Genomic DNA, 17072 nt, shown 5'->3' with positions numbered 1-17072 from the left:
ACTCGATGGAATGGCTTTGGGTAAAGGTGGCTGACATGAGGACGCCGGGCGGGAGAGGGTGACTCCCGCCCGGCGGCACGTTTTCAGCCCGGCCCGGTCAGCTCTCGGCCGCCGCCTTCGCGGCGATGTCCGTGCGGTGCTGGGAGCCGTCGAGCCCGATGCGGGTCACGGCGGCGTACGCGCGCTCGCGGGCCTGCGTGAGATCGCCGCCCGTCGCTGTGACGGAGAGCACACGGCCGCCCGCGCTCAGGACCGCGCCGCTCTCGCCGTCGCGCCTGGTCCCGGCGTGCAGGACGTACGCGGACGGGGCATCCTGCGCGGCCACCTCGTCGAGCCCGGTGATCGGGTCACCGGTGCGCGGGGTGCCGGGGTAGTTGTGCGAGGCGATGACGACGGTGACGGCCGCGTCGTCGCTCCAGCGCAGCGGCTCCAGGTCGGCGAGCGTGCCGTTCGCCGCGGCGAGCAGGACGCCGGCCAGCGGAGTCGTCAGGCGGGCCAGGACGACCTGGGTCTCGGGGTCGCCGAAGCGGGCGTTGAACTCGATGACGCGGACGCCGCGGCCGGTGATGGCCAGACCGGCGTAGAGCAGGCCGGAGAAGGGCGTCCCGCGCCGCTTCATCTCGTCCACCGTCGGCTGGAGGACGGTGTCGAGGACCTCCTGCACCAGCTTCGGGTCGGCCCACGGCAGCGGCGAGTACGCGCCCATGCCGCCGGTGTTCGGGCCCGCGTCGCCGTCGAGGGCGCGCTTGAAGTCCTGGGCGGGCTGGAGCGGGACGACCGTTTCGCCGTCGGTGATCGCGAAGAGCGAGACCTCGGGGCCGTCGAGGAACTCCTCGATGACGACGCGGTCGCACGCGTTCGCGTGGGCGCGCGCCTGGTCGACGTCGTCGGTCACGACGACGCCCTTGCCGGCCGCGAGACCGTCGTCCTTCACGACATACGGGGCGCCGAACGCGTCCAGCGCCACGTCGATCTCGGCCGGGGTCGTGCAGACGTACGAGCGGGCCGTGGGCACGCCCGCGCCGGCCATGACGTCCTTGGCGAACGCCTTGGAGCCCTCCAGCTGGGCGGCCTCGCCGGACGGGCCGAAGACCGGGATGCCGACGGCCCGGACGGCGTCCGCGACGCCTGCCACCAGCGGGGCTTCGGGGCCTACGACGACGAGGTCGGCCTCCAGACTCTTGGCGAGGGCGGCGACCGCCGCACCGTCGAGGGCGTCGACCGCGTGCAGCTCGGCGACCTCGGCGATGCCTGCGTTGCCGGGAGCGCAGTGCAGGGCGGAGACGTCGGGGTCGAGGGACATTGAGCGGCACAGGGCGTGTTCGCGGGCGCCGCTGCCGATGACGAGGACCTTCACGCCGTCAGCCTATCCGGCGCGGGGCGCGGGGCTTGTAGGGGTGTCCCAGGGTGCGGCGGGGCGGGGCTTGTGGGTTTCTCCAGGGGGCGGTGGTTTGTCGGGGGGCGGGCCGGTGGGGGTTGCTCGCGCAGTTCCCCGCGTTTTTAGGTCGTACGTCGTGCGCGGGCCGGTGGGGGCTGGTCGCGCAGTTCCCCGCGCCCCTTCGGGGGCGCTCGTCGGCTGACGGCCGGTGGGGGGTTGCTCGCGCAGTTCCCCGCGCCCCTGGGTCGTACGACGTGCGCGAGCCGGTGGGGGCTGGTCGCGCAGTTCCCCGCGCCCCTTCGGGCGCGGAGGGCTACTCGTTGGTGAATTCGTCCAGCACCGTCGCGCCGAGTTCGCGGACGATCAGGTCGTGGCCCGAGAGGGCGTTCTCGTCGAGGTCCGGGTCGTCGTCCTCCGGGGTGTCGTCCTCCACCGAGACCGGTCGGCGGGCCGGTGCCGGGGGCGGCGTCGGCGCGGGGGCCGACGGGGCCGGAGCCGGGGTGGGGGACGGTGCGGCCGGCTGGGGTGCGGCGGCCTGCGGGGTCGGCGGGGCAGGGGCGTACCCACCGCCGCCACCGGCACCACCGCCGTAACCGGCGCCTCCGCCTCCGCCGTAACCGCCACCGCCGCCATGGCCACCGGCGGGCCCGGGGGCACCGCCGCCCGAGGCGTCGACGACCGAGTCGATCTTCCACTGGACCTTGAACTGCTCGGTCAGCGCCGCCTTCAGGACCTCCTCGCCACCGCTGCTCGCGAAACGGTCGCGCGCGCCCGCGTTCACGAACCCGAGCTGCAAGGTGGTGCCGTCGAAGCCTGTCACCTGGGCGTTCTGGCTGAGCAGCATCCAGGTGAAGCGGCGCTTGTTCTTGACCGCCTCCAGGATGTTCGGCCAGAGGGTGCGCGGGTCGGGGCCGCCGGCCGGGGCCGCGGCCATGGGCGCGGGGGCCTGGGCCGCGGCGGGCTCCGACGCGGGCTGCTGCGGTGCGGGCGGCTGTCCGGTGCCGGCGGCCGCCGCGGTGGGCCAGCCACCGGGCCTGCGGCCACCCCCGGCGGGTGCCGCGGTGGGCCAGGCGCCCGGGGCCTGCGAGGTCTCGGGGGTCGGGGCGGGGGCCTGCGCCTGGACGGGAGCCGGGGCCTGGACCGGGGCCGGGGCCGGAGCCTGGGCCTGGGCCTGGACCGGAGCCGGGGCCTGCGGCTGGACCGGAGCCGGGGCCTGGGGCTCACCCGGGGCGCCCCCGCGCACCGCCGCCCGGGCCGCCGCCGCGCCGCCGCCGGGCGGGACCGCTGCCGCGGGAGGCACGGCGTGGGCATCGGGACCGGGAACGTAGGCCATCGCCGGGCCGGGTCCCTGCCCGCCCGGCGTGAAGACCCCGCCGCGCTCGATGCGGTCGAGCCGTGCCATGACGGAGCGCTCGTCGTCGTACGCCGCGGGCAGCAGCACGCGCGCGCAGATCAGCTCCAGCTGGAGCCGCGGTGCGTTGGCCCCGCGCATCTCGGTCAGGCCCTCGTTGACCAGGTCGGCGGCGCGGCTCAGCTCGGCGGCGCCGAACGTGCTCGCCTGCGCCTGCATCCGCTCCACGACATCGGCCGGGGCGTCGATCAGCCCCTTCTCGGCGGCGTCGGGCACGGCGGCCAGGATCACCAGGTCGCGCAGCCGCTCCAGCAGGTCGGAGACGAACCGGCGCGGGTCGTTGCCCCCCTCGATGATCCGGTCCACGACCTCGAAGGCGGCCGCGCCGTCCCCGGTCGCGAAGGCCTCGACGACGGAGTCGAGCAGCGACGCCTCCGTGTACCCGAGCAGACCGGTCGCCATGGCGTACGTCACACCGTCCTCGGCGGCGCCGGCGAGGAGCTGGTCCATGACGGACATGGAGTCACGCACGGAACCGGCACCGGCCCGCACGACGAGCGGAAGGACGCCGTCCGCGACGGGGATGTCCTCCTTGCCGCACACCTCACCGAGGTAGTCCCGCAGGGTCCCCGGCGGGACGAGCCGGAACGGATAGTGGTGCGTACGCGACCGGATCGTCCCGATGACCTTCTCGGGCTCCGTCGTCGCGAAGATGAACTTGAGGTGCTCCGGCGGCTCCTCGACGACCTTCAGCAGAGCGTTGAAACCCGCCGACGTGACCATGTGGGCCTCGTCGATGATGTAGATCTTGTAGCGGCTGCTCGCCGGGCCGAAGAACGCCTTCTCGCGCAGGTCACGGGCGTCGTCCACACCACCGTGCGAGGCCGCGTCGATCTCGATGACGTCGATCGACCCCGGTCCGTTGCGCGCGAGGTCCTGGCAGCTCTGGCACTCCCCGCACGGCGTCGGGGTGGGCCCCTGCTCGCAGTTCAGACACCGGGCCAGGATGCGCGCGCTGGTCGTCTTGCCACAGCCACGCGGACCTGAGAACAGGTACGCGTGATTGACCCGGTTGTTCCGCAGCGCCTGCTGCAACGGGTCGGTGACATGCTCCTGCCCGATGACCTCGGCGAACGACTCCGGGCGATAACGGCGGTACAGCGCGAGAGACGACACGCATACGAGGTTATAGGCGCCCACTGACAACACGGCCCGCCCCCGCCCGCCCGGGAACGCAAACGCCCCCCACGCACCCGCCAGAGCCGACCTACCCTTGCTGCCTTCCGGCCCTGGGGGAGTTCAGTCAGATAGCGCCACGTGAGGGGCTGCGCCCAGAGTACATGCTCCGGGCCGGTGGAACGAGTTCCCTCCGGACCAGGGGCAGGCGTTCGCGAGCACCCTCAAACGTCTTGTATTGTTTGCCGCGGAGGATTCGCCTAGTGGCCTAGGGCGCACGCTTGGAAAGCGTGTTGGGGGCAACCCCTCACGAGTTCGAATCTCGTATCCTCCGCCGGCAGAAGGCCCGGACCGTGTCACACGGTCCGGGCCTTCGTCGTTGTCCGGCGGCTGCGGGCCCGCGGTCAAGCCGAAGCCAAGAATCGGGCGTCGTCCCGCGGTGCCGCCCCCGGGGCGGGCCATTCTGGTGGCAGCACATGAGGGGGCACGTCATGGCGTCCACACCAGGCTCGGCGGCAGGGCCGAGCACGTTCATCACGCGGTCCGTGGAGGAAGCGAGCCACGTGCTGTCGGAGGTCTACTACGACATGCGGCTCGAGGTGAGAGGGGCGGACGCGCAGGACTTCGTCACCCGCATCGGCACGGCCGATCTCGGCGCGCTGACCGTGGGCGACGTCAGCTTCGGGACCGGGATCAGGACGAGTTACTGCGAGCCGGGTTTCTACCACGTCTGCGTTCCGCTCAACGGCGGCTTCAGCGTGCGGGAGGGCTCCGCGCCGCCCGTGTGCACCACCACACGCATGGGCGTGATCTACGACCCCACCCGGACCATCAGCGTCTACGACTGGGAACCCGACTGCCGGGTCATCGCCGTGAAGGTCTGCAAGCTGGCCGTGCACCGCCAGCTGGAAACCCTGTTGGGGAAACCACTGGCGCGCCAGCCACGCTTCAAGCCGTACTTCGACCTCACCCGGGGCCCCGGGCTCAGCTGGGCGAACCTGACGCGTTGGAGCCTGCTGGACTGGGAGATACCGCACGGCCTGCTGCGTCAGCCGCTCATCGCGGGCCGGCTGGAACAGACCCTGCTCCAGGGGCTGTTGCTGGCGACCGATCATTCCTACCGCGCCCAGCTGGAGGCCCCGCCGCCGCAGATGCGCCCGGCCGCGGTGAAGCGGGTGACGGACCTCGTCGTGGAGCGCCCGGCGGAGCCGTACGACGCGGCCCGGCTCGCGGCCGTCGCCCAGGTCAGTCTGCGGACCCTGCAAGAGGCGTTCAGCAGGCATGTGGGGATGTCCCCGATGGCGTACGTCACCGAGGTGCGCCTGCAGCGCGTACGGATGCAGCTGCGGACCTCGCCGCCGGGCACGGCGACCGTCACCGATGTCGCCTACCAGTGGGGGTTCGCGCATCTGGGCCGGTTCGCGCAGCGCTACCGGGCCCGGTTCGGGGAGACGCCCTCCCAGACCCTGCGTTCTCCCTGAATCTGCCGATGTCCCGTCCGGCCCGCATATGTCCCGCGCTTACCGGACAGTGCCGCGCAATCCGGAGCGTTGACCGTCGACACCCCGTCGTAGCCTCGTCCCGGCGTCACTGAAGGCCGGGGAGCGATCTCCGGCCGCTTGGCTCAGCAGCGGGGGCCCCGGACCCCGGTCCCCGCTGCCTCAACGGGCACTCGGGGTGAATGACGTTCTGTCAGCGCCGAGGTAATGGCACATGCAATCCGACTCCCACCTTCCCGAACAAGCCGTTCTCGTCACGGAGTTGAACCGCCAGGTAGTCATTCTCCTGGGCGACAACGTGAAGGACGAATGGAGCCTTCGCGGCCTGCTGGCCAGCTTCGAGCTGGGCCGGCGGTCGGGGAAGAAGATCGTGGTCGACCTGTCCGGGGTCGAGTTCTTCAGCGCGGAGGCCCTCTGCGCCCTGCTGCAGCCCGTCCGCAAGGGCGAGGACCCGCTCTGTCTCGCGGGTCCCCTCAGTTCACGAGCGCTGCGGCGCCTGGAGGTGACGGGCACCTCACGGTTCTTCACGATCTTCCCGACTCTCGTGGACGCGCTGGCCCAGACGTCGGTCTCCGTCTCGTTCACCCCCACCGCCTCGCGGGGTCGAGGGTGTCCGGGGGCGGGCGGCGGACGATGAGGTCGCGGGCCGGGTCGGGCGGGGCCCGGTCGTGAGTGGCGTCCGCGCTGTGCCGCCCCCGCTGTCCTGCCGGGCGGATCGCGGTGGGCCCGGGCTCCTATCCTCGCCGGGCTCCTATCCTCGCTCTGATGACAAGCACCCACCGCACCTCCCGCCTCGTGAACACGCTGCGCAGCAGGGCTCTCCTGCCCTCCGGCGACGGGGGCACGGCGGGCAGACCGGTGGCGGCGGCGCCCGTGCCGCGCCCGCCGCTGGTGCCGGCGCGGGCCGTGGACCTGGTGCTGACGGGTGTGGCGCTGGCGCCCGCGGTGGTGACCAGCGTGCAGAACCCGGCCATGGGGCCGGGCGCTCCCTGGGTGAATCTGCTGCTGGCCGCCGTGAGCGCGCTGCCGCTGCTCGCGCGGCGGCGGGCTCCCGAGGCGGCGGTCGCCGTGTCGCTGGTGGCGAAGGTGCTTCAGGTGTCGGCGTTCGCGGCGCCGATCGCGTACTACGCGGAAGGGGCCTATCGGGGCCCGCACGGCCGGCGGACCGTCTGGGCGTCGGCCGGGGTCGGGCTCGTGGCGCTCGCGCCGTGGAGCGCCGGGGCGTGGTCCAGCGCCCGGACCCTGGTGCTCTGGTTCTCGGTGAACTACGTCTTCTCCTGCCTGGTGCCGCTGCTGCTGGGGCTCTACGTGGGTCAGCGGCGGGCCGTCGTCGCCGGGCTCGTCGAACGGGCCGAGCGCGCCGAGCGGGAGCAGCGGCTCGTCGCCGAGGCGGCACGGGAGCAGGAGCGGCGGCGGATCGCGGGCGAGATGCACGACGTGGTCTCGCACCAGGTGAGCCTGATCGTGGTGCACGCCAACGCGCTCAGCGCCGTGGCCCATGATCCGCAGGTGACGGGCGAGGCCGCCGAGATCATCCGGAGCGCCGGGCGGCGGGCGCTCACCGAACTCCGCGAGATGCTGGGGCTGCTCAGGAACGGGCCCGCCGCGGAGGACGGGGAGAGCGCGGTCGGCGAGCGGCGCGCCGCCGTCGACCGGATCCAGGAGCTGGCCGACGGCTCACGGGCCGCCGGGCTTCCCGTCACCGTGCGCGTCGAGGGCGCGCCGCAGCCGCTGGCCGAGCCGGTCGAGCGGGCCGCGCACCGGGTCGTGCAGGAGGCCCTGACCAATGTGCACAAGCACGCCCCGGGCGCCGCGACCCGGATTCGGCTCGCCTATGAGCAGGGCGGTGTGCGGGTGGGGGTCGTCAACGGTCCGGCCGAGGGGCCCGGCACCGTGCAGGATTCCGGGGGCGAGCCGTTGCTGCCCAGCGGCGGGCACGGGCTGATCGGTCTGGCGGAACGGGTACGGCTGGCCGGGGGCACCCTCGAGTCCGGGCCCACAAGGGACGGCGGGTTCCGGATCGACGCCGCGCTGCCGATAGCGGTGCCCGAAGCGGCCTGAACGGGGCACGGTCGGCTAGGTCAGGCCGGCGTCGTGGGCGATGAGGGCGACCTGGGTGCGGTTGGCCGCGTCCAGTTTGGCCATGATGCGGCTGAGGTGGACCTGACCCACCACCGCCCGGCGCGCCCGGCGCCGCCTCAGGCCGTCACCGCCGTCAGCAGCACCACCGCGTCGGTCAGCGCCACCAGGCCGTGGCGTTCCTGGGGGATCGGGCGGAGGTCGCCGGGGCCCAGTTCCACGTCGCCCGAGACGGCGGTGAGGCGGACGCGGCCCGTGAGGATCTGGAGGGCGGCGGCGGGCGGGGCGTTGTGCTCCTCCAGGGCGCTGCCCTCCACCAGGGCGATGACGCTCTGCCGCAACTGGTCCTCGTGCAGGATCAGTTCCGCGCTGCGGCCGTGCGGGGCCGAGCGGGCGGCGGCCAGATGGTCGTCGGCGAGGGTGGCGAGGTGGTGTGTGGTCGTCATGGGTTCAGGGTCGCCGGGCGCACCGCCGGGCGCGAGGGCGCGTCAGCCGTTCGGGCGCACCGCGGCGCCGGGGCAGCTGCCCTCCACCAGGTCCGCGAAGGCGCGGGCGGGCGGCGACAGCGCGGCCCAGCGGCGGACCGCCCAGCCGACCTGGAGCGGCGGCAGGCAGGGGACGGGGACGAGGACGAGCCCGGGGTGTCCCGGCCCGCGCAGGCCGGGCAGGTCGGGGACGACGGCGTGGCCGAGGCCGAGCTGCGCCAGGTGCGCGGCGGTGTCCCAGTCGGCGATGCCGGTCCCGGCGGACGCCGCGTCCGCGATGCCGAGCTCGGCGAAGCGGTCGTTCAGGTGGGAGCGGGACGTGGAGTGCTCGGGCGGCAGGATCAGCTGCGCCGAGCCCGCCAGGTCGGCCGGTTCGACGGACCGCCTGACGGCCAGCGGGTCGTGCTCCTGCACGGCGAGGACCCAGGGCAGCTCGACCACCGGCCGCAGTTCGATGCCGCGCTCGACGGGCCCCATGGTGATCCAGGCGAGGTCCAGGTCGTGCGCGGCCAGCGCCTCGAAGCAGCTCCGGCTGGAGCTGACCGTCTGGAACTCCAGGCTGATCTGCGGGTGTCCGCGCCGGTAGGCGACGATCGCCTCGGCCATGAAGTGCCGTACCGAGGTGGCGCCCGTGGTCACCCGCACCGAGCCGCTCGCGCCGCGCGCCAGGTCGTCCAGGCGGCGCAGCGCGTCGTCGAGGGCGCCGATCCCGTCGGCCGCGGCGGCGCGCAGGATCCGGCCGGCGGGGGTGGGCACGACCCCGCGCGCGTGCCGTTCGAGCAGCTCGATGCCGGTCTCCTTCTCCAGCCGTTTGACGTGCTGGCTGACGGCGGACTGGGTGCAGGACAGGTCGCGTGCGACGGCGCTGAGACTGCCCGCGCGGCAGACGGCGACGAAGACGCGGAGGTCGTCGAGGGTCACGTCGACCGAAGCTACCGCTTGGGTATCTGCAAGAAAACCCGAGGATTGACTTGGGTCGGGCGCGCGGAGCACGATCGTCGGCGGGACGGCCCAGGGCGGCAACCCGTCGCGGAGGTCGCGAACTCCGGGCGGGTGCCGACCCGTTGAGCTACAGGGAGCGGTGAACGGTGGACGTGGTGGAAGCGGTGGCGATCGGTGGCGCCGGGGTCGCGGCGGGCGGCATGAACGCGGTGGTCGGCTCCGGCACCCTGATCACGTTCCCGACCCTGCTCGCCTTCGGCTACCCGCCGGTGCTCGCGAACGTCTCCAACAACGTGGGCCTTGTGCCCGGGGTGCTCTCCGCCGCGTACGGCTACCGGCGCGAACTGCGCGGCCAGCGGCGGCGGTTGCTCCGGTTCGGTGCCGCGTCGCTGCTCGGCGGTCTCGCGGGGGCGCTGCTCCTGCTGCGGCTGCCCGACGCCGCGTTCCGCCGCATCGTGCCGGTGCTGATCCTCACCGCGTGCGTCCTCGTCCTGGTCCAGCCGTGGCTGAACCGGTGGATGAAGGCGCGGCAGGATCGAAGGGGAGCCACCCGGGCCGACGGCGGTGTGCCGATGTGGCTCGGCGTCCTCGGCACGGGCGTCTACGGCGGCTATTTCGGGGCGGCCCAGGGCGTGCTGCTCATGGGCATGTTCGGGGCGGTGCTCCGGGACGACCTGCAACGCCTGAACGCCGCGAAGAACGTGCTCGCGTCCCTGGTGAACGGGATCGCGGCCGTCGTCTTCATCGCGGTCGCCGACGTCGACTGGGCGGTGGCGGGGCTGATCGCGGCGGGCTCCACGGCGGGCGGCCTGCTCGGCGCCCGCCTCGGCCGCAGGCTGCCGCCGGCCGCGATGCGGGGTGTCATCGTCACGGTCGGCGTCACGGCCTCGGTCCTGCTGATCGTCCGCTCATGAACTACCTGGTGTAGACGGCCAGTTGAGCGCGCTTCTGAGGCAGGTACACCTCGGGCAGGTCCACCTCCGGCAGCACGATCTCGCCGACGAGCTCGAACCCGGAGCGGGCGAACAGCGCGATCGCCTTGTCGTTGCGGGCGTCCGGCTCGACGACGATCCGCTTCTTGCCGAGTCCGTCGAGGGCGTACCCGACGAGCACGTCGACCAGCGCCGCGGTGAAGCCGCGCCGCCCGCTCGCGTCCCCGGCCGGCGGCCCGACGAGCAGATGCGCGCCGACGTCCCCGTCCAGCACCTCGTAGCACTCGCTGACCCGGTCGGCCTCCGGCTCGTACGTCTGGAAGAGCGCGACCGGCACCCCGTCGAGGCGGACCAGGAACGCGTGGTGGGTGTCGAGGCCGGCCATGTGCGCGTAGATGTCGCGGACGGTGTCGCGGTCCAGGCCGGTCATGCCCCAGAACGTGGCGCGCTCCTCGCTCACCCAGCCGTGCAGCACGTCGATGTCGGCGCCCGCCGGGTCGACGGGCGTGAGCCGGAAGGTGCCGAAGCCGTCGACGGCGCGCTCGTACACGTCGGTCACTGAGGTCTCCTTGCTGGGGGTCAGCCGGTCGAAGTCGGTGACGACCGGGGCGAGTTCACCGCGCAGCCACAGCGGCAGCTGGTCGCGGTGGTGGGCGGTGCCGGGGACGCCGGAGGCACCGAGCGGCACGATCCAGCGGCTGTTCTCGCGGCGTGCGAGGTCCCACACGTAGCGGGCGGCGGGCCCGCGCGCGGCGAGGTCGGTGATGCCGGGCACGCTCGACGTGGACAGGACGCAGTCGTGGTCGCCGTCGAGGGCGGGCCGCTCGGCGCCGGGGTCGGGCAGCGCCTGCCAGGCGGCGAGCCGGTGCAGCTCGCCCCAGGTCGCCTCCGGCGCGCCCGCGACCTCCTCGACCGCCTCCCGGACGGCGGTGAGCCGTTCCCCGTACGGGATGTGAGGCTCCGTCAGCAGGTTCTCCAGGCCGTACGCGACGCGCGGTACGAGCGCGAGCCAGGGCCGGAAGACCTCGGGGTAGGCGGCGCCCAGGCCGGTCAGCGGCGCGAGGGACGGATGGGCGGCGATGCGGAGCACGACGGCGGACCGCACCCGGGCGTACGCGGCGGCGCGCACGCTGCCCGCCGCCATCCGCCGGTCCCAGTTCAGCAGCGACTCCCGCAGCCGAGCGCCCTCGGGGGAGAGCCCGTCCAGCCGCTCGACGAGGCCGAGGAGGGGCGTGGCTGAGGCGAGCGCGGTGTCGGTGTGCACGGCGGCCATGTCCCCGGCGGCCCAGGTGGCCCGCCCGGCGAGCAGCTCGCCGATGCGCCGGGCGCGGTGCGGCGGCGCGAACTCGGTGCCGAGCGGCGCGGCCAGGGAACGCTCGTTGGCCATGACGGCGACGCCGTCGACGTCGGCGCGCGGCAGCGGGTCGTGGACGCCGCGCCAGGCGTACCGCTCCTCCCACGCGGGCACCACCCGCACCCTGTTCTCGGGGTCGCGCAGCGGCACGGTGCCCGCGACGCGGTGCAGCGTGCCGCCCTCGGTGTCGGCGGCGAGCACGACGTTGACGGGCTCGGCCCAGCCGTCGAGGGCCCGGTCGACGTCGGCGACGGTCCGGGCGCGCAGCAGGGCGGGCAGCGTGGCGAAGCCCAGGTTCCCGAAGACGCGGGCGGGCTGGCGCAGGCTGACGCCCTCACCGGCACCCTCATCGGGCCCGCCGATCACGACGACGCCGCGCTCGGTCTCGATGACCTCGACGCCCTCTTCCAGGTGCGCGTGGGCCGGGCGCCAGCCGTCGGGGCCCAGCGCCTCGACGCCGCCGTCGCCGGTGCGCCGCAGCCGCTCGCGGTACAGGTCCTGGTAGTCGGCCATGGCGTTGGTGATGGCCCAGGCGACGGCGCCCGTGTGCCCGAAGTGCCCGATGCCGGGGACGCCCGGCACGGCGAGGCCCACCACGTCGAACTCCGGGCAGGCGAGCCGGATCTGCTGGTAGACGCCCGGGTCCTCGATGTACCGGTGCGGGTCCCCGGCGATCAGGGCGCCGCCGTCCGCGGCGCGCTCCGCGTCGACCAGCCAGCCGTTGCTGCCCAGCGTGCCGGGGCCGTCGGTCGCGAACAGCTCCACCGCGTCCGCCCCGAGCCGCCGCACGACCTCGTCGCGCCACAGCTTCCCGGGGAACCCGGCGAACAGCACGTGCGTCGACACCCACACCCCGAGCGGCGTCCAGGGCTCCCAGCGGCCAGGCGCCCCGCCGGTCCGGGCGAACTCCGGGGCCCGGGCGCCGTGTTCGCGCAGTCCTTCGTTGACCCCGTCGACGTACGCGCCCACCCACGCGCGGGTCTCCGGGTCGAGGGCGCCGTGGCAGCGCCGGGCGGTGTCCGCCAGCCGGGCCCGCCGCGCGAAGGCGTCCCAGCCGGACTCGCCCGGCCCGAGCAGCCCGGCGGAGGTGCCGAGCATCCGGTGCCGCTCGACCTCGATCTGCCAGCCGCGGTCGACGGCGGTCACGTACCCCTGCGCGTACGCCAGCGCCGAGGCGTCGTCCGCCCGCAGATGCGGTATCCCCCACGCGTCCCGGAAGACCTCGAAGTTCACCGTTCCCCCACTCGACTTCCACATTTATTAGGTGAGCCTAACCTAATCCCCACATGTCGGGACCGCGTCGGTGGGTCATCATCGACGTATGGACGTCACCCTCCACCTCGCCCAGGACCCCGCCGCCGACGAACTGCTGGGCCGCAGCCCGCTCGCCGCGCTGGTCGGGATGCTCCTCGACCAGCAGGTGCCCATGGAGTGGGCCTTCGCGGGGCCGCGCACGATCGCCGACCGGCTCGGCGCCGACGACCTCGACGCGCACGAGATCGCCGCGCGGGATCCCGAGGCGTTCGCCGCGCTGCTCTCCGAGAAGCCGGCCGTGCACCGCTACCCCGGCTCGATGGCCAAGCGGATCCAGCAGCTGTGCCAGTACCTCGTCGAGCACTACGACGGCGACGCCGCCGCCGTCTGGACCGGCGTCGGCACCGGCAAGGAGCTCCTGGCCCGCCTCGTCGAGCTGCCCGGCTTCGGCAAGCAGAAGGCCCAGATCTTCCTCGCCCTGCTCGGCAAGCAGCTCGGCGTGCGCCCCACGGGCTGGCGCGAGGCGGCCGACGCCTACGGCGAGGCGAAGGCGTACCGCTCCGTCGCCGACATCACCGGCCCCGAGTCCCTGGTGAAGGTCCGCGCGCACAAGCAGGAGATGAAGGCGGCGGCGAAGGCCGCGAAGGCGTCAGCCAAGTGACCTCTCCGTAGCCCATGAGAGGGGAAAAGGGCGCCCGGTGATTGCGTCACGGGCGCGTCCGGGGGACAAGTCGACGCATGAGTGTCGCGCCGTTCCCCCTCGCGCCGGGCCCCCGTGCCCGGACGTGGGCGGGCGCGCTCCTGCTGGTCCTGGCCCTGCTGCTCGCCCCGTTCGCCGCGCCGCCCGCCGAGGCGGCGGCCCCGCCCGTGGCCGCGGCGTCCTGCGAGGGCGGTGAGCACCAGGACGCTCCCGAGGCCGCGCTCCGGCTGCCCACCGGGCATCCGACACGGCTGCCGGCGGCCCCGCCGCCGCGCGCCTTCCCCCGGGCGGCCCGTCTCGGGGCCACCCCCGCCGAACATCCCGCCCGCCTGTCCCACCGCGCCCTGCGCACCGTCGTCCTGCGCTGCTGACAGATCCGGTCCTCCCGGATCCCTCATCACCCCTGTCAGCACCGAAAGGACGCTCCACCATGCCCAAGGACCCGTACGCGCTGCTGCGCGCTCTGCTCCGCGCGGAAGCCACGCGTGACGCCCGCGCTCATCAGTCCCCTGAGCCCACGGCTCCCCGCAAGGGCTCCGCTCAGCCTCCCCGGAAGCGCTCCGGAAGCTGAACCACGCCGGGCGGCCACCTCGGCCGCCCGGCCCCCGGGGGTCGTCGTTCGTCTGCGGCCCGGTGGGGGCTGGTCGCGCAGTTCCCCGCGCCCCTGAAAGATCCGCGTCTGCCCCACGCATGTCCCGCCGCGACCTGCGGCCCGGCGGCCGCTTCTCGCGCAGTTCCCCGCGCCCCTTAAGGCATGCGCTTCGCGCGCCTTCCCCGGTGGAGGGATGCCGCACGCAGTGCGCATCTCAGGGGCGCGGGGAACTGCGCGACCAGCCACGACGAGAGGCGCGCGCGAAGAGCCGGGTCAGCGGCGCCGGGTGCCGAAGATCGAGCGGGAGATCTCGCGGCCCAGCTGGGTGCCCATGGAGCGTGCCAGCGACTTGAAGATCCCGCTGCCCACGACCTGGTCCACGACGGACGCGTCCTGGGACGGCTTGGCCCGGGCGGCGGCCCGGGCCGCCTTCTCCGCCTCGGCGGCCTCCGCATCCGCCTGCTTGCGGGCCGCGGTCTCGGCCTCCCGCGCGGTCAGCTTCTCGAACGCCGACTCCCGGTCCACGGCATCCGCGTACCGCGAGTACAGCAGCGACCCCTTCACGGCCGCGTCGAGCGCCCCCGCCTCCACGGGCCCCATCAGCGACTCCGGCGCCCGCAGCCGGGTCGCCGCGACCGGCGTCGGCGCGCCCTTCTCGCTGAGTACGGTGATCACGGCCTCGCCGGTGCCGAGCGAGGTCAGCGTCTCCTCCAGGTCGTACCCGGAGTTCGGGAACGTCTTCACGGTGGCCTTCAGCGCCTTCTGGTCGTCGGGCGTGAAGGCCCGCAGCGCGTGCTGCACCCGGTTGCCGAGCTGCCCGAGGACGTCGGAGGGCACGTCCTTCGGGGTCTGCGTCACGAAGAAGATGCCGACGCCCTTGGAGCGGATCAGCCGCACGGTCTGCGTGATGGCTTCGAGGAACGCCTTGGACGCCCCGTTGAAGAGCAGGTGCGCCTCGTCGAAGAAGAACACCAGCTTCGGCTTCTCCACGTCCCCGACCTCGGGCAGCCGCTGGAACAGATCGGCGAGCAGCCACATCAGGAAGGTCGAGAACAGCTGCGGCTTGTCCTGCACGGCCGGCAGTTCCAGTACGGAGACCAGGCCCCGCCCGTCGGAAGCGGTCCGCAGCAGCTCGCTCGTGTCGAACTCCGGCTCCCCGAAGAAGTCCCCCATGCCCTGCGCCTCGAACGCGGTCAGCGCCCGCAGGATCACCCCGGCCGTGACGCTCGACAGACCGCCGATCGTCTTCAGCTCGGGCTTGCCCTCGTCGGAGGTGAGGAAGGTGACGACGGCCCGGAGATCCTTCAGGTCGTAGAGCTCCAGGCCCTTTTGGTCGGCGTAGTGGAAGATCAGGCCGAGCGACTGCTCCTGCGTCTGGTTGAGCTGGAGCACCTTCGACAGCAGGACCGGGCCGAAGCTGGTGACGGTGGCGCGCAGCGGGATGCCGGTGCCGATCCCGCCCAGCGCGTAGAACTCGCAGGGAAAGCCCGTGGCCCGCCATTCCTGGCCCACCTGCCCGGCCCGCTCGCGCACCTTGTCGCCGTCCTCGCCGGGCGCCGAGATCCCGGAGACGTCGCCCTTGATGTCGGCGAGGAAGACGGGCACGCCCTGCGCGGCCAGCTGCTCCGCGACGAGCTGGAGGGTCTTGGTCTTGCCGGTGCCGGTGGCGCCCGCGACGAGGCCGTGCCGGTTCAGCATCGGCAGCGGGATGCGGATCTGCGCGTCCGGGTGGCACTGCCCGTCCCACAGCAGCGCGCCGAGATCGAGGGCCGGCCCGGTGAACGCGTACCCGGCGGCGATCTCCAGGGCCTCGGCGGGCAGCGCGGGAGCGCCGGTGACGGTCTCGGGGTGCGCACCCTCCGCACCGCCGGCGCCTTCCCCGGGCTCCGTCTCCGTGCGCTCCGCCTCCTGCGTCAAGGAGACGCCCGGTTCTCCCCCGGACGGGTCCGCTCCACTCGCCCGTCCGCCCGCCATCGGCTCGCTGTCACTCATTTCAGGCCCCTGTCCCGGGTTTGAGTGGTCCTGTTTCGCCCCAGTTCAGGGCGTTATTTCACAGGGTCGCACTCCGTCTCCATGGCTGCGCCCGGAGAGCCCGGCCCGGTAGGCTTTCCGTGTGATCTTCAAGCGCATCGGAAACGGCCGGCCGTACCCCGACCACGGCCGGGAAAGCACCCGGCAGTGGGCGGACGTCGCGCCGCGCCCGGTCCGCCTCGATCAGCTCGTGACGACCAAGGGTCAGCTCGACCTGGAAACGCTGCTCGCCGAGGACTCGACGTTCTACGGCGATCTCTTCGCGCACGTCGTGAAGTGGCAGGGCGATCTGTATCTGGAGGACGGCCTGCACCGCGCCGTGCGCGCCGCGCTCCAGCAGCGCCAGGTGCTGCACGCCCGCGTCCTCGAACTCGGCTGACGGTCACCGCGGCGGCCGGGAGTCCCGCACGTCCGTATTGGCCCTTTCGGGTTGGACTGAGCGGCCACCACTGATCATTTAATAGGCATCGCCGTCGGGCGGCACTACGCTGCGCCCATGAGCATGCTCACTCCCCCCGGCATGGGCGGCAAGTACCGCATCACGGGGGACAAGTACCCCCGTATGCGGCGCGGCCGCTCGCGCAGCAGGATCGTGCTCGCCGTCGTCGCGTCCGTCGCGGCGATCGGCCTGATCGGCTGGGGATCGTTCCAGCTCGTCGATGTCTTCACAGGCGGCGGCAAGGCCAGCGCGGCCGGCTCCGGCGCCGCGGACTGCCCGAAGCATCCGAGCGCGAGCCCGACCCCCGCCAAGGCCGCGGCGAAGCTGCCCGCCCCCGCGAAGATCAAGGTCAATGTCCTCAACGCCACGACCCGAGGCGGTCTGGCCAAGGACACCGCCGACGAGCTGAAGAAGCGCGGCTTCGCCATCGGGGACGTAGGAAACGCGACAAAGGTGTACGACAAGAAGGTCCAGGGCGTCGGGATACTGCTCGGCGCGAAGTCGGCCTCCGACGCCGCGCTGCCCGTCCTCGGCACGCAGCTGGCGGGCGCCGAGCTGAAGACGGACGGCCGCGCCAAGCCGGCCGAGGTGGACCTGATCCTCGGCAAGCAGTTCAAGGCCCTGTCCTCCAAGACGGAGGCCGACAAGGCCCTCTCGGCCCTGACCCACCCGGCGCCGGCCCCCTCCTCATCGCCGAGCTGCGCCTCGTAGGGGCGCCACCAGCCACGAACAAAGCCGCAGTCGCGTCCGCTCATGTATCGAGCGGTCCACGGCGTGCCGGAGGCGGCCAGGAACTGTTCGGTGGCGAAATGGTCCCTCCCCGGCGTGAACGGGTTGTCCGGTGCGGCGGCCTGGTGGCT

Annotated in this window: 14 protein-coding genes, 1 tRNA gene and 1 other RNA gene; 9 read left to right on the top strand and 7 right to left on the bottom strand. The window is 73.4% G+C overall.

Features of this window, described 5'->3' with window-relative positions; translation table 11 throughout:
* Nucleotides 1-97: 97 nt before the first annotated feature.
* The 3 genes from purD to ffs all read right to left on the bottom strand — a co-directional run bounded on the left by purD (nucleotide 98) and on the right by ffs (nucleotide 4059).
* A complete protein-coding gene (purD, locus tag ABZ930_RS19925; protein WP_361549434.1) occupies nucleotides 98-1357 on the bottom strand; it encodes a phosphoribosylamine--glycine ligase in 1260 nt (419 codons plus the stop codon).
* Nucleotides 1358-1691: 334 nt separating this feature from the next.
* Nucleotides 1692-3905, bottom strand: a complete 2214-nt coding sequence (locus ABZ930_RS19920) for a DNA polymerase III subunit gamma and tau (RefSeq protein WP_361549432.1) — start codon at nucleotides 3903-3905, stop codon at nucleotides 1692-1694.
* Between the two features lie 55 nt (nucleotides 3906-3960).
* Nucleotides 3961-4059: signal recognition particle sRNA small type (gene ffs, locus ABZ930_RS19915), an RNA gene on the bottom strand.
* Nucleotides 4060-4154: 95 nt separating this feature from the next.
* Here ffs and ABZ930_RS19910 point away from each other — a divergent pair.
* The 4 genes from ABZ930_RS19910 (at nucleotide 4155) to ABZ930_RS19895 (ending at nucleotide 7465) form a co-directional block, all read left to right on the top strand.
* Nucleotides 4155-4239, top strand: a tRNA-Ser gene (locus ABZ930_RS19910).
* Between the two features lie 157 nt (nucleotides 4240-4396).
* Entirely contained in the window at nucleotides 4397-5386 is a 990-nt protein-coding gene (locus ABZ930_RS19905; protein ID WP_361549430.1) for an AraC family transcriptional regulator, read from the top strand.
* A gap of 232 nt (nucleotides 5387-5618) precedes the next feature.
* The gene (locus ABZ930_RS19900; RefSeq protein WP_361549428.1) at nucleotides 5619-6041 is read left to right on the top strand and encodes an STAS domain-containing protein; all 423 of its coding nucleotides are present in this window, start codon (nucleotides 5619-5621) and stop codon (nucleotides 6039-6041) included.
* 128 nt (nucleotides 6042-6169) lie between these two features.
* Entirely contained in the window at nucleotides 6170-7465 is a 1296-nt protein-coding gene (locus tag ABZ930_RS19895; RefSeq protein WP_361549426.1) for a histidine kinase, read from the top strand.
* Nucleotides 7466-7602: 137 nt separating this feature from the next.
* Here the strand turns inward: ABZ930_RS19895 and ABZ930_RS19890 are convergent, their stop codons facing one another.
* On the bottom strand, nucleotides 7603-7929 hold the full coding sequence (locus ABZ930_RS19890; RefSeq protein ID WP_361549424.1) for a cupin: 327 nt from the start codon (nucleotides 7927-7929) through the stop codon (nucleotides 7603-7605).
* A gap of 42 nt (nucleotides 7930-7971) precedes the next feature.
* Entirely contained in the window at nucleotides 7972-8889 is a 918-nt protein-coding gene (locus ABZ930_RS19885; protein ID WP_361549422.1) for a LysR family transcriptional regulator, read from the bottom strand.
* A 167-nt stretch (nucleotides 8890-9056) separates the two neighbouring features.
* Here ABZ930_RS19885 and ABZ930_RS19880 point away from each other — a divergent pair, with 167 nt between their 5' ends.
* Complete coding sequence (locus tag ABZ930_RS19880) at nucleotides 9057-9824, top strand: sulfite exporter TauE/SafE family protein (protein WP_361549420.1); 768 nt, start codon at nucleotides 9057-9059, stop codon at nucleotides 9822-9824.
* Nucleotide 9825: 1 nt separating this feature from the next.
* On the opposite strand, the gene ABZ930_RS19875 is transcribed toward ABZ930_RS19880, so the two are convergent.
* Nucleotides 9826-12453: a GNAT family N-acetyltransferase gene (locus tag ABZ930_RS19875; protein WP_361549418.1), complete on the bottom strand. Its 2628-nt coding sequence runs from the start codon at nucleotides 12451-12453 to the stop codon at nucleotides 9826-9828.
* 64 nt (nucleotides 12454-12517) lie between these two features.
* Here ABZ930_RS19875 and ABZ930_RS19870 point away from each other — a divergent pair, with 64 nt between their 5' ends.
* Together ABZ930_RS19870 and ABZ930_RS19865 are read left to right on the top strand one after the other, a co-directional pair.
* Nucleotides 12518-13111, top strand: a complete 594-nt coding sequence (locus ABZ930_RS19870; RefSeq protein ID WP_361549416.1) for an HhH-GPD-type base excision DNA repair protein — start codon at nucleotides 12518-12520, stop codon at nucleotides 13109-13111.
* 77 nt (nucleotides 13112-13188) lie between these two features.
* Nucleotides 13189-13521 carry a hypothetical protein gene (locus ABZ930_RS19865; protein WP_361549415.1) on the top strand — a complete coding sequence of 111 codons (333 nt, stop codon included), beginning with the start codon at nucleotides 13189-13191 and terminating at the stop codon, nucleotides 13519-13521.
* Nucleotides 13522-14015: 494 nt separating this feature from the next.
* On the opposite strand, the gene ABZ930_RS19860 is transcribed toward ABZ930_RS19865, so the two are convergent.
* The gene (locus tag ABZ930_RS19860; RefSeq protein ID WP_361549413.1) at nucleotides 14016-15734 is read right to left on the bottom strand and encodes a helicase HerA-like domain-containing protein; all 1719 of its coding nucleotides are present in this window, start codon (nucleotides 15732-15734) and stop codon (nucleotides 14016-14018) included.
* A 121-nt stretch (nucleotides 15735-15855) separates the two neighbouring features.
* Here ABZ930_RS19860 and ABZ930_RS19855 point away from each other — a divergent pair, with 121 nt between their 5' ends.
* Both ABZ930_RS19855 and ABZ930_RS19850 read left to right on the top strand, forming a co-directional pair.
* Nucleotides 15856-16152, top strand: coding sequence for a type II toxin-antitoxin system VapB family antitoxin (locus ABZ930_RS19855; protein ID WP_003955420.1), 297 nt, complete (start codon nucleotides 15856-15858; stop codon nucleotides 16150-16152).
* A 117-nt stretch (nucleotides 16153-16269) separates the two neighbouring features.
* Nucleotides 16270-16923 carry a LytR C-terminal domain-containing protein gene (locus ABZ930_RS19850; RefSeq protein ID WP_361549412.1) on the top strand — a complete coding sequence of 218 codons (654 nt, stop codon included), beginning with the start codon at nucleotides 16270-16272 and terminating at the stop codon, nucleotides 16921-16923.
* Nucleotides 16924-17072: the final 149 nt, after the last annotated feature.

The sequence above is a fragment of the Streptomyces sp. NPDC046716 genome (assembly GCF_040645755.1).
Taxonomy (GTDB): domain Bacteria; phylum Actinomycetota; class Actinomycetes; order Streptomycetales; family Streptomycetaceae; genus Streptomyces.
This window is presented reverse-complemented; position numbering and strand designations above follow the sequence as displayed.

Coding starts and splice junctions, on each gene's coding strand:
- ABZ930_RS19905 (WP_361549430.1), top strand. CDS start 4,397: ATGGCGTCCACACCAGGCTCGGCGGCAGGGCCGAGCACGTTCATCACG.
- ABZ930_RS19900 (WP_361549428.1), top strand. CDS start 5,619: ATGCAATCCGACTCCCACCTTCCCGAACAAGCCGTTCTCGTCACGGAG.
- ABZ930_RS19895 (WP_361549426.1), top strand. CDS start 6,170: ATGACAAGCACCCACCGCACCTCCCGCCTCGTGAACACGCTGCGCAGC.
- ABZ930_RS19890 (WP_361549424.1), bottom strand. CDS start 7,929: ATGACGACCACACACCACCTCGCCACCCTCGCCGACGACCATCTGGCC.
- ABZ930_RS19875 (WP_361549418.1), bottom strand. CDS start 12,453: ATGTGGAAGTCGAGTGGGGGAACGGTGAACTTCGAGGTCTTCCGGGAC.
- ABZ930_RS19870 (WP_361549416.1), top strand. CDS start 12,518: ATGGACGTCACCCTCCACCTCGCCCAGGACCCCGCCGCCGACGAACTG.
- ABZ930_RS19865 (WP_361549415.1), top strand. CDS start 13,189: ATGAGTGTCGCGCCGTTCCCCCTCGCGCCGGGCCCCCGTGCCCGGACG.
- ABZ930_RS19860 (WP_361549413.1), bottom strand. CDS start 15,734: ATGAGTGACAGCGAGCCGATGGCGGGCGGACGGGCGAGTGGAGCGGAC.
- ABZ930_RS19850 (WP_361549412.1), top strand. CDS start 16,270: ATGAGCATGCTCACTCCCCCCGGCATGGGCGGCAAGTACCGCATCACG.